The organism is Rothia sp. HMSC065G12 (assembly GCF_001811455.1).
Lineage (GTDB): Bacteria > Actinomycetota > Actinomycetes > Actinomycetales > Micrococcaceae > Rothia > Rothia dentocariosa.
This window is the reverse complement of sequence record NZ_KV804815.1, coordinates 109498-122085: the sequence shown is the minus strand read 5'-3', so window position 1 is coordinate 122085 and position 12588 is coordinate 109498. Positions and strand designations below refer to the sequence as shown.

9 protein-coding genes are annotated in these 12588 nt (G+C 54.5%); 1 reads left to right on the top strand and 8 read right to left on the bottom strand.

The genetic code is table 11. The annotated features are described in order from the left end of the window. Window positions 1-192 precede the first annotated feature (192 nt). The gene (locus HMPREF2804_RS05795; protein ID WP_070449536.1) at window positions 193-1203 is read left to right on the top strand and encodes an NAD-dependent epimerase/dehydratase family protein; all 1011 of its coding nucleotides are present in this window, start codon (window positions 193-195) and stop codon (window positions 1201-1203) included. Between the two features lie 122 nt (window positions 1204-1325). Here HMPREF2804_RS05795 and HMPREF2804_RS05790 read toward each other — a convergent pair whose 3' ends face one another. From HMPREF2804_RS05790 to HMPREF2804_RS05755, 8 genes are all read right to left on the bottom strand, one after another. Next, window positions 1326-2375 (bottom strand): L-threonylcarbamoyladenylate synthase, encoded by a 1050-nt coding sequence (locus HMPREF2804_RS05790; protein ID WP_070449534.1) that lies wholly within the window; start codon window positions 2373-2375, stop codon window positions 1326-1328. Between the two features lie 92 nt (window positions 2376-2467). Continuing rightward, window positions 2468-3409, bottom strand: coding sequence for a peptide chain release factor N(5)-glutamine methyltransferase (prmC, locus tag HMPREF2804_RS05785; protein WP_070449530.1), 942 nt, complete (start codon window positions 3407-3409; stop codon window positions 2468-2470). A gap of 17 nt (window positions 3410-3426) precedes the next feature. Then, window positions 3427-4509 (bottom strand): peptide chain release factor 1, encoded by a 1083-nt coding sequence (prfA, locus tag HMPREF2804_RS05780; RefSeq protein WP_048754816.1) that lies wholly within the window; start codon window positions 4507-4509, stop codon window positions 3427-3429. A gap of 163 nt (window positions 4510-4672) precedes the next feature. Continuing rightward, a complete protein-coding gene (rho, locus tag HMPREF2804_RS05775) occupies window positions 4673-6760 on the bottom strand; it encodes a transcription termination factor Rho (protein ID WP_070449527.1) in 2088 nt (695 codons plus the stop codon). 390 nt (window positions 6761-7150) lie between these two features. Further along, window positions 7151-8131 (bottom strand): homoserine kinase, encoded by a 981-nt coding sequence (gene thrB / locus HMPREF2804_RS05770; protein ID WP_070449525.1) that lies wholly within the window; start codon window positions 8129-8131, stop codon window positions 7151-7153. A gap of 195 nt (window positions 8132-8326) precedes the next feature. Next, a complete protein-coding gene (thrC, locus tag HMPREF2804_RS05765; RefSeq protein ID WP_013398873.1) occupies window positions 8327-9427 on the bottom strand; it encodes a threonine synthase in 1101 nt (366 codons plus the stop codon). Between the two features lie 79 nt (window positions 9428-9506). Next, entirely contained in the window at window positions 9507-10790 is a 1284-nt protein-coding gene (locus HMPREF2804_RS05760; protein ID WP_070449523.1) for a homoserine dehydrogenase, read from the bottom strand. A 208-nt stretch (window positions 10791-10998) separates the two neighbouring features. Next, the gene (locus tag HMPREF2804_RS05755; RefSeq protein WP_070627699.1) at window positions 10999-12513 is read right to left on the bottom strand and encodes a diaminopimelate decarboxylase family protein; all 1515 of its coding nucleotides are present in this window, start codon (window positions 12511-12513) and stop codon (window positions 10999-11001) included. Window positions 12514-12588: the final 75 nt, after the last annotated feature.

Here is a 12588-nt window from a genome sequence, read left to right as displayed (position 1 = left end):
TCCAGCTTCAGTTTCGACTAGAGACCAAAAAGTTAGTTCCGCCACGTGCTCCTGTGCCACGACTATGCTTTAGCTCTCTTCTGCCCTGAAGTACTACTCTAAAACGTTATTTCTGTTTCTTAAACACCACCGAATATGCGAAAGTTGAAATACACACTCCGTAACAGTTTGGGGTGAGAAAGGTGAAAAGACGTGTCCGAGTCTAAATGGAAAGTTATCGGTGCAAGTGGCTTCGTGGGGTCGTCCATCGTGGCACGACTAAATGCCGAAGGAATCAGCGTAGATCCCATTGAGGCACCCCGTTTAGCAACCCGAGCACTCGACTCAAGAACTATTATCGAAGAAGCTCAGCTCCTTGAAGGCATCATCGACTCCCTAGCGGATGCGTTTGCCGGGGCTCAGGTTGTTGTTAACGCAGCAGGTCTTGCTGCCCCCAATATGCAAGACGTACCTGCGCTAGTGGGTGCTAATGCTCTGTTACCGGCGGTTATCGCTATAGCAGCACACCGTACCGGAGTACGCCGAGTTATTCACCTCAGTTCGGCAGCAGTTCAGGGCGCAAAATCTGTTCTTGATGCGAGCGAATACACAGCTCCCTTTAGCGCATACTCCTTTTCAAAAGCCTTGGGTGAAGAAACTCTTTTAGACTTGCAGGATACGTTCCACGAGGCCTCGCATGGCGAAACCTCTGAACCTGTTGAGCTGTGCATCCTGCGAGCCACCAGCGTGCAGGGGCGCGGGCGCCGCACTACCGAGGTCTTCGCCAAAATAGCCTCTTCCCCGTTAGCTTCTGTAGCAGGTGCAGGAACCCGCAAATCCCCCGTATCGAGCTCATATGCACTGGCTGAATTTGTGGTTAAAGTCGGCTCCTTTAAGGGTGAACTGCCCTCTATTGTGCTGCAGCCGTGGGAAGGCGAGACGGTAGCCTCTACCATGGCGGATGCCGGTCGCCGCAAGCCCGTGCACCTGCCTGAATGGCTGTGCAATCTGGCGGTTAAGACCGGGTATACAGTCTCCGAAATGATGAACGATAGGTTCCAAGGTTCCGTTCGCAAAGTTGAGCTCATGTGGTTTGGACAAGAACTCGACGATTCCTGGGCTCGTGAAAACGGTCTTCTACCCGAGCCGCGAGTGCGTGAAGTGCTGCGCAATGCCCATACTGCACTCGGTAAAAAGAAAGATAAGCGATTTAAGAACGCCTAGCTACAGGCCCTTACACTTTTCTACACAGCATAAGCAACGACGGTGAGGGATTCGAGAGTTAGTATCTCGATTCCCTCACCGTTTTTGAATAGCCGTATTTTCTTGTGAGAATTATCTGCCCTCTAAGATTCTGATTTCGCCTCGCCGTGCACAAGGGCGCGAGCAGCATCCGTCGATACCGGCTTAACTGGAGCCTGCGCTGTCTTGACCGGCTGAGGTGTGTTGTTGCGGTATCCGCGCAAACGTTTTTGATCAAACTCAGGCTTTTTATCGGCAGCAAGCGAGGTTGCGGTATTAACGGCGCCCAACAGCATGTCTGCGATGGAACCGGCTACTGGTGATGCTGCCCGTTCCGGTTCTTTGCCGCTGCCGGAATGCTCTGCGTCCCACTGGTCATATGCTTCATCAAGGTCTTCCTGACCGGTAGGTTTCTGCTCAGTATCTTCTTGAGTGGAGGTTTCTTGCTTATCTTTCTCATCGTTACGAGCATTGAGCTCGCTACGGGTCACGATTGAAGGCACAACCTCACGAAGCTCTTCAACGGTAATAGCACCTTCACGAACCACAACATAAGGGGTCGAAGTACAGTCCAGGATTGTGGACGGTTTGCTTTCGCCAACGCTTCCGTCTTCCTGTGGTGCAGGACGAGGACCATCGTCCACAACAAGCGTGACGTCCTTACCCAGCTGAGTAAGCGCTTCTTCGGCATTAGCTGCCGCAGGCTGTCCTGTCTTGTTAGCCGAAGACACTGCCAATGGGCCGTGCTCGGTAAGAAGCTTGAGCGCAAACTTATCGTCAGGAACACGTACAGCAACCGTCCCTTGGGTTTCGCCCAAATCCCACGTCAGCGATGGATAGGAATACAGAATAATCGTTAGGGCTCCGGGCCAAAACTTATTGCCCAAATCATATACATCGTTTGGGATTTCGTCAGCAACGCCCGCAAGAGCTGCAAGGTCGAATATCAGCACAGGCGGAGGCATGGTACGGGAACGGCCTTTATCAGCCAGAAGCTTCGAAACGCCCTGATGCGAGAAAGCATCACAGGCGATGCCGTAGACGGTATCGGTAGGAATCACGATAGTTTCGTGGGCATTCAATGCCTCACGAGCGGCTTCGACGGCCTCCGTGGTCTCGGTATCAGTCGTTACTGGGTACAGCTTTGCGTTCACGTGCCTTATTCTCTCATGTTTTGGTACGAGGCGGTGGATGGCGTGACAAGGTTACGCAATAAGCGAGTAGCCACACCCGAATATACCGCTCTCTACCGGGGTTTATATCCTGCGGTATGTCTGGGTTTGCCGTTCAAATCTCGGATTGAGTATATGCTCACAAACCCCTGTGCCGCCAATGTCTCAGCCACTCGGGTCTCTTGTGAATCATCGTGCTCCATCATAAAGAAACCGCCGGGACGCAAAAGATAGTGAGCCCGAGCGATTACCTCCCGAGGAATTTCCATGCCGTCTTCTCCCCCGCCATAAAGCGCCATTTGCGGGTCATACTCGGCGACTTCAGGAGCCTGGGGTTTGCGGTGAGGAGGAATATATGGAGGGTTTGAAAGCACCAAGTCAAAGTATCCGGGCAGATCTTCAAGCGAGGTACGAATATCGCCCGGAATAAGGTGTACGTTCTGAGGATCAAGATTCTTGCGTGCCCAGAGGAGAGCCTGCTCGGAAAGTTCAACCGCAAAAACTTCTGCTTGAGGATTCTCTTCTTTAATCGCTGCGGCGATTGCCCCGGATCCCGTGCATAAATCCACGACGCGAGGGCGAGCGTTAGACTCGTATGACGCCAAGACCCGCAGAGCTTCCTCCACTAGAAGCTCAGTTTCAGGACGGGGAATAAAAACACCCGGACCTACCTTTATCTCCAGGTGATAAAAAGGTGCGACCCCCGTAATATGCTGCAACGGAACGCGCTGAGCTCTACACTCTAGCAGTTCCGTATAGCGTACTGAATCTTGTGGGGTAATCCTACGCCCCATCAGGGCGAACCGCTGCACGTCCGCACGAGTTACTGAGGATTCCCCATAGCTACCGCGCTTAATGCCTTGAGAGCCAGTACCTAACAGATATGCGGCAAGAAGTTCGGCATCTGCTCGGTATTGTTCTATCCCGGCGTGACGCAGTACATCAGCACCGCGGCGCAAGGCTTCATCAAGCCCTTCGCCGCGGTGTGCTGTTGGGGTGACCCGTAATCCTGTCACTTCTGCGTTGCCTCGGATTATTCCTGCTCTTGGCCAACCTGTTCCAGTCGGTGAGCCTCATCCATTTCGATGGCAGACTGCACGACTGGATCAAGGTCGCCGTCCAAAACCGCGTCTAAGTTATATGCTTTGTATCCGGTACGATGGTCGGCAATACGGTTCTCGGGGAAGTTGTAGGTACGTATGCGTTCCGAACGGTCCATCGTGCGCACCTGAGAGGCACGATGCGCGGCGTTCTCAGCGTCGATCTGCTCCTGCTGATGCGCCAGCAAACGGGCACGCAGCACGCGCATTGCAGCTTCGCGGTTCTGCAGCTGTGATTTCTCATTCTGCATAGCCACAACAATGCCCGTAGGAAGGTGAGTAATACGCACGGCAGAGTCGGTTGTATTCACAGACTGTCCACCGGGACCGGAAGAACGGTAAACATCAATCTTCAGGTCGTTCTGACTGATCTCGATCTCTTCGGGTTCATCAACCTCAGGAAATACGAGCACGCCCGCAGCCGACGTGTGAATGCGCCCCTGTGATTCAGTCGCGGGAACACGCTGAACTCGGTGCACGCCGCCTTCATATTTCATGTGTGCCCATACGCCTTCGGCAGGTTCGTTGGAGGTTCCCTTGATTGCTATCTGGGCATCCTTGTACCCACCCACATCGGTACTGGTGGAGGAAATAACCTCAGTCTTCCAGCCCTTATGCTCGGCATAACGCAGATACATGCGCAAAAGGTCACCCGCGAAGAGAGCCGCCTCATCGCCGCCCGCGCCCGCTTTGACCTCAAGAATAACGTTGCGACCATCATCAGGATCACGAGGGATCAAAAGACGGCGTAGCCTCTCTTGGGCTTCTTCAAGCTCGGCCTCAAGAGTAGGAATCTCAGCCGCAAACTCAGGGTCTTCTGAGGCCATTTCACGCGCCGCTTCTAAGTCATCCGCCAAGGACTTGTATTTGTTATATGCGGTCACGATACCGGTGAGTTCCGCATAACGCCGCCCCACGCGGCGAGCCTTCCCCTGATTTGCCTGAACGGCGGGGTCAGCCAGCTGCTCCTGAAGCTCAGTGTGCTCGTCAAGGAGCACCTGGATAGACTCAAACATTTTTGCTCTCTTACCTTTGTATACGCGCCGATTTTCGGGACTCGCGTATATCTTCACTTCATTATTACAGGGTCTAGGCACCGCACACCCCGTACCGCACAATCTTTTGGGCGGTACGGGGCGAACAATGCTGTGCGATAACCGCTACGAGACGGTTACCTTGCTAATCCACAAGGCGCAGCCCATTCTTCTGAACGGTCAGCAAGAATTCAACGTTGCTCTCAGTCTTCCGAAGCTGGTTCGTAAGAATATTTAGAGCCTGCTCGGGTTCCATACCGGCCAGAGCACGGCGCAGACCCCACATAATCTTAACTTCGTCCGGAGAGAGCAGATTCTCTTCGCGGCGTGTGCCGGAGGCGTTAATATCCACCGCCGGGAAAATACGCTTATCCGCGAGCTGACGTGACAGACGCAGTTCCATATTACCGGTGCCCTTGAACTCTTCGAAGATAACTTCATCCATCTTCGAGCCGGTCTCTACCAGAGCCGTCGCCAGAATAGTAAGCGAGCCACCTTCTTCGATGTTACGAGCGGCACCGAAGAATTTCTTCGGCGGGTACAGAGCGGCAGAATCAACACCGCCGGAGAGAATACGACCGGAGGCAGGAGCCGCCAGGTTGTAGGCACGCCCCAGACGAGTCATGGAATCCAGCAGCACGACCACATCGTAACCCAGCTCAACCATGCGCTTAGCTCGTTCGATAGCCAGCTCAGCAACGGTGGTGTGATCCTCAGCAGGACGGTCGAAGGTTGAAGCTATAACCTCGCCGGAGACCGTGCGCTGCATGTCGGTTACTTCTTCAGGGCGTTCATCCACCAAAACCATCATGAGGTAAACCTCAGGGTTGTTGGCAGTAATAGCGTTCGCGATCGACTGCAACATAAGGGTTTTACCGGCCTTTGGCGGCGAGACGATCAGACCGCGTTGACCTTTACCGATCGGAGATACCAGATCAACAACACGGGTACCCAGTTTCTTCGGGGTGGTTTCTAGGCGCAGTCGTTCCTTGGGATACAGTGGGGTAAGTTTCGAGAACTCACGACGGCTGGAAGCTTCTTCCACAGGCTGCCCGTTAATAGCCTCTACCTTCACAAGCGCGTTGAAACGCTGGCGCGAGTTTTGTTCTCCCTCGCGCGGCACGCGAATAGCGCCCAGAATATGGTCACCCTTACGCATGTGGTAACGCTTAACCTGAGCCAGGGATACATAGACATCGTTCGGACCGGGCAGATAGCCGGAGGTACGCACAAAAGCATAATTATCGAGGATATCGAGGACACCGGAAATAGGTGCCAGTACGTCGTCCTCATTCACCTGAGGCTCATCGGAGTCCCCACGACGGTTACGACGATCGTTCTTTTCATAGCGGTCACGCTTATTGCGGCGGCTAGTGCGCTCCTCACGATTCTGATTCTGTTTTTCGAATCGTTGATCGTTTTTCTCGGAACGCTCATTCTTCTCAGAACGGTCACGCTTGTTACGGCGGCTAGTGCGCTCTTCGGCCTCTTCTTCGCCCTTACGACGGTTATTCCGATCGCGTGTGCGGGTACGTTTAGTCGGCTTCTCAGGTTCAGAGCCGAAAGTCATATCCAGAGCCGCCGTAATGGAGTCCAGGGTAGTAGAGCCGTCCGAAGTTGTGGCTTTCAAATCGGCGGAATTCTCGGGAAGATCACGTTGTGCAGAACGCGAACCGATGCTTTCAGAAGCCAGTTCTGCTTTCACATCTAAGGGAGGCAAATCCGCATTCTTACCCTCTTGGGGACCGCGACCGTTCTTAGCTTCACGGTCTTTCCGAGATCGTGAATTTCGAGTGCGGCGAGTGGTACGTTCATCGTGCTCGGGGGTCTCGGTACTCTCGCCAGATGCTTCTTCGGAAGATTTCTTTGTTAAGGAAGCCTCATCAGGTTTAGCGACTTCTTCAGAAGCTGCCTTAGCGGCCTTGCGACTACGCGCGCGCTTCTGTGCCGGAGTCTCATCCTGCGCTTGAGAATCTTGCGACTTTGAGCGGGTGTTTTTAGAAGTTTTCGTGCTTTCTTGAGTCGAGGCAGCCTCGGCACCTTCGGTGGTGCCGCCGCGCTGATGCAGGGTTAACGCTTCCACAAGCTCAGCCTTCTTCATTTTCAGGTATCCACGAATACCGAGCTGCTGAGCGAGAGTACGAAGCTGTGCGACCTTCAAGCCGCTGAATTCGGAGAAAGCGTCACCGGAACCGGTGCCATTATCCTCGATCACGACAATGTTCTTTGCCAAACGATTTATCCTTTTAGTCAGGGACACCCAGAAAATCCTCTCAGAATTGAGGATCGGGTTTTTCTCATCATGCATACAGTGTAGAAACTACATACCGCATACTGTGCGGTATCGCGCTACGCTGTATTGCCTCATATATATCCGAGGCACTCACTTTCGAACCGTCGTTACGTGAGGTCAAGAAACGGCAAAGTCCTTGTGAAGTGAGGCAAAAAAATACATAACCACAGAAAAATATTTCCTCGCGAGCTCCCCACGGAAGAAGAAGCATACGCGAACACACAAAAAGACGTGGTTCAAAGAAAATACTTTCCATTCCCGGTTGTGGCGGTTCTTCGTGCGACCGGGAGATAAAACAAACACGATAAACCATGTCAGGTGAAAAACACCTTACTGTGTAACTATAACACCTTCTGCATCGATTTCAAGGGGCATGACGCGCCATGACAGGCGACGCCCCTCATATTCGCTCCCCTCATGAGTAGCCTCAAACTCAGCGATCGCTCGCTGTGCTGCAGCGACTTCTTCACAGCTACGGGAGAAGGTTAATACGGTAGGTCCGGCCCCCGAAATTACGGCGGGAAGCTGCCGATCACGCAGATAGGCGACCAGCGCCGCACTCGGTCGCATCGCAGGAATACGGTAGCCCTGATGCAGATAGTCCACGGTCGCATCCATAAGATACTCCGGTGCCTGCGAAAGGGCTTGAATCAATAAAGCAGCACGACCTGAGTTTGCCGCAGCCTGCTCATGCGGAATCTCGGCGGGAATCAGCGAACGCGCAAGTTTTGTAGAAACTTCATAATCGGGCACCGCTACGATAGGTACAACGGCAGAATGAACCGGTACGACCAACGAACGCCAGTCCCCCAGTTCGCCCCAGGATATTGACAGCGAACCATACACCGAAGGCGCCACATTATCGGGGTGCCCTTCAAGGTCTGAAGCTACTTGAAGAATCTGGTCACGACTCAATTGAGCGTGCTCGGGAAGCAACCCGGAAGCCGCCGCAACGCCCGCAACAATAGCGGAGGCAGATGAGCCCATGCCACGTGAATGCGGAATACGGTTGTGCGCCGTCAGCCTGAGGGCGGGGAACTCATGAAGCCCGACCCTCTCGAAGGCGGCATGCATCGCCTGAATCACTAGATGGGTTTCATCGCGCGGTACGGCCTCACTGCCCTCGCCGGAAAGCTCAAATTCTAAACCTTCAGAAATACGCTCAACCCTAAGTTCATCATAAAACCCTAAAGCCACCCCTAAGGTATCGTAGCCGGGCCCGAGGTTAGCACTTGATGCCGGAACCTTGACGGTGACGGTTTTACCGACAGGAATATCTGCGCATGTGATAGGGGTATCGGAATTCGACATGGAAACCTCGGGTGCATGTGGATGTTAGGAGCGCATACCGTGCTGTTCAAGCGGTGGAACAACACTAATGTCACTTACTTTACGAGAATTTATCCTAGCATTGAGCGGGTTACGGACAGAATAAGACGCCCTTGCCCAAGAAAATTTTCTCGGACAAGGGCGTATCGACCTATCGGTTAACAGGCTATAGGGTGGTTAGTTCAGGTCAAGAATATCTGCCACAGCCACAACATCGAAGGCTGCCTTAGTCGGTTCAACCTTCGCACCGTTGACCGGTTCCAGCGCCCACTGCGGATCCTTCAAACCATGACCTGTCACCGTAATGACAATGGTCTTGCCTTCAGGAGCCTCACCCGCGCGATGTTTCTTGAGCAGACCCGCAACACCAGCGGCTGAAGCGGGCTCAACGAAAACGCCCTCGCGGGAAGAGAGCCAGCGGTGCGCCTCAAGAATCTCCTCATCGGTGACAGCTTCAATCACGCCGCCGGATTCGTCACGTGCCGCCTCAGCTTTCTCCCACGAGGCAGGGTTGCCGATGCGAATTGCGGTCGCAATCGTTTCGGGAGTGTCAATCGGGTGCCCTGCAACAATCGGAGCCGCGCCAGCTGCTTGGAAACCCCACATGATGGGTCGCTTGGTGGCGACCGGCTCTAGAACCTTGCCGTCACGGTTCGTATAAGGCTCGGAATACTCCTTGTATCCCTTCCAATAAGCGGTGATATTACCCGCGTTACCTACCGGGAGCAAGTGGTAATCGGGGGCGTCTCCCAGGGTGTCGACGACCTCAAAAGAACCGGTCTTCTGCCCCTCAATGCGGTAGGGGTTCACCGAGTTCACCAAGAATACTGGGTAATTCTCGCTGAGTTTACGGGCAATTTCGAGGCAGTTATCGAAGTTTCCGTCAATCTGAATAATATCGGCACCGTGGGCGATGGCCTGCGAGAGTTTACCCATCGAAATCTTGCCGTCCGGCACGAGTACCGCGCAGCGCATCCCCGCTTGAAGCGCATATGCCGCTGCCGACGCTGAAGTATTACCGGTCGAAGCGCACACAACAGCCTTCGCACCTTCGCGTTTAGCGGCGGTAATAGCGCTCGTCATGCCGCGGTCTTTGAAAGATCCGGTGGGGTTCATCCCCTCGAATTTGAGGTATACCGTATTGCCAGTCTGCGCTGACAGCGCCGGTGCGTGAATCAGCGGTGTTCCGCCTTCGCCTAGAGTTACCGGTTTTACCTCGTCCCCGAACGGAAGACGGTCGCGGTATTCGTTAATGACGCCCTGCCACACATGTGCCATGGGATTCTCCTACTTTCTGCTGATGGTTTTACTCGCGCGGACTTGAGAATTTCCGCGCTGAAATTCTAGTCTTCCTGATCTATTTACCGGACTCGACGCGAATCACGGAAATAATCTCGCGCACAGTATCTAAACCGTCGATCACCGCGATCGCGCGGCGCAGGTCAGAGTCTTTGGCAGAGTGCGTCACCAGGCGAATCTGTGCGGCGCCATCCCGCGGAGTAGATTGACGCAAAGAATCCACCGAAATACCGTGTTCGGCGAAAATACGGGCAATGTTTGCGAGCACGCCCAATTTGTCATCAACCAGCATGCCTACCGAATAGCGGGAGATAATGTCGCCCAATCCGGTAGCAGGCAGCTGCGCGTAAGAGGACTCGGGCACACCCGGACCACCCAATACCAGACGGCGCGCCAACGACACAAAATCACCCAGAACGGCAGAAGCGGTCGGTGCCCCACCGGCACCGGGACCGTAGAACATCAGCTCGCCTGCGTTCTGCGCCTGTACAAACACGGCATTAAATGCGCCATGAACACCTGCCAGTGGATGCTGCCGCGGAATAAGCGTAGGAGCCACACGGATATTGACTCCGTCACCATCTCGCTCACAAATGGCCAGGAGTTTAATCACGTAGCCGTCGGCATCTGCGGCGGCAACGTCATCGGCGCTTACGGCGGTAATACCCTCTATGTGAACGTCATCAATGGTGAAATCAGAGTGGAACGCCAATGAGGCTACAATAGCAGCCTTTGATGCGGCATCATGACCTTCAACGTCAGCGGTGGGGTCTGCTTCGGCATAGCCGAGTTCCTGGGCGTCTTTGAGTGCATCGGCAAAAGTTGCACCGGTGGTATCCATCTGATCCAGAATGTAGTTGGTGGTGCCGTTCATAATGCCCAGCACACGTGTGACGGTATCGCCTGCCAAAGAATCGCGCAGGGGGCGCAAAATCGGAATTGCACCGGCGACCGCCGCCTCATAGGAAAGCTGTGCACCGGACTTATCGGCAGCAGCCTGAAGCTCAACACCGTGCTTTGCCAGGAGCGCTTTATTCCCTGAAACCACCGATTTACCGGCCTCTAGGGCGCGCAGAATGCGGGTTCGTGCAGGTTCAATACCGCCGGTCAGCTCGATCACCACGTCGGCAGCGTCAATCAGGGCGTCTGCGTCGGTGGTATACAGCCCTGGGTCGGCATCCCAGTGGCGTTTAGCCGCAGTATCACGCACGGCTATACCGATCAGCTCAACAGGTGCCCCTATACGTTCTTTGAGAACCGCGCTATCCTCACTAAAAATACGCGCTACCTGAGAACCAACGTTCCCAGCGCCGAGCAGAGCAACCTTAATAGTGTCAGTCACGTTATCTCCTACATTTTGACCGAGTGGTGAACGCGCCTGTACGAACGGGCGACGTCATCATCAACTGTATCAAGAGAGCGGCGCCTGGACGCGGTCAAGACGCCAACATTACCGCCATTTACGGGGGGGTGTCGTTATATTACGTGCAGCTTCTTACCCAAACATGCGCCATGCGGTGTCATCATGCGGAAAAGATTCAGTGCCCGTACTAGAAACCCGTGTCTAGAGCAAACATCTCATCTTCGCTTTGTCGACGAATAATAGGATGCGCTGCCTCCCCCGCCGACGTAGCAATAACCGGCGGACGGCTCAGATAGTTATAATTCGACCCCAGCACATAACAGTACGCACCGGTAGCTGGCACCGCGAGAATATCCTCCGCACGCAGGTCATCAGGAAGATAGCAATACCGCACCACAATATCACCCGATTCGCAGTGTTTACCCACCACACGAGAAAGCACCTGATCCCCCGCCGGGGCGCGGTTTGCCAGGGTAACCGTGTAGTCGGCGTCGTAGAGCACCGGGCGCGCGTTATCGCTCATACCCCCGTCCACCGAGACATACCGGCGCACTCGAATCTGACCGTGCTCATCCTCAATACTCACGTTTTTAATGGTGCCGACAGTGTAGAGCGTCACCCCTGAGGGGCCTGAAATCGAGCGGCCAGGCTCAAAAGACATATGCGGAATCGCCAGGCCAAGACGCTCGCAGGTTGACGCGACTGCATCCGCAATAGAGACAGTAATCTGCTCAATACTGCGCGGGGTATCGGCCTCGGTATAACCGATACCGTAGCCGCCGCCCAGGTCAAGCTCAGGCAGACTGATACCGTATTTCTGGTTCACGGCATGCATAAAGGTGAGGGCAGTATCTGCCGCTTGCTCGAAACCCTGAGCCTCAAAAATCTGCGAACCTATATGGCAGTGAATCCCCCGGAATTCCAGGGAATCCGTAGCGGTGAGAATACCGGCGGCAAGCATCGCGTAGGATTCATTCTCGGTACTCGTCCAATACTCAAGTTCATCGGCATCTAACCCGGCAAGACGCGCGGTTCCAGGCTGAAGCGACATCCCAAATTTTTGATCTTCATGCGCCGTAGCAATAGATTCGTGGGTGGAGGCATGTACCCCGGGCGTAATCCGAATGAGCACGGGTACCGCCGGATACGGCTCCTGCCCCGCTGCGGCGCGTTCTGTGTTCAGCTCGGCATGCACATCCGCGATGAGTTTAAGCTCGTCAACGGAATCTGCCACCACACGCCCTACCCCGTGTTTGATGGCGCGCGCAATCTCGCCGCGCGACTTGTTATTACCGTGCAGCGCAATATTTTGCCCGGGAACCTGAGCCCGCAGGGCAATCGCCAGTTCCCCTCCCGACGCCGTATCAAGACACAAGCCTTCTTCATGCGCCCACCGCGCCACGGACGTGCACAAGAATGACTTTCCCGCATAGTAGACGCTCACCTGCGCGCCATACCGGGCGAAAGCATCCTCGAATGCCTGGCGGTACCCGCGTGCCCTAGCTCGGAATGTATCTTCCGAAAATACGTACTGCGGAGTATCAAACTTTTTGACAAGCTCACTCGCTGCAATGCCGTCGATGGTTAGCTCTCCCCCATGATTACGCTGAAATGAGTCCGTCCAGATGGTACGGTTCAGCTCGGCCGGATGTTCGGGGCAGGTAAGCCATTCGGGGGCGTACAGGGATTGTGCGTCGCTCATGCAGAAGTCCTCGGGTCTTGTGTCACGGTCACAGATTCGTGATCCCATCACCACTATATCGGAACGCCTCGCCGT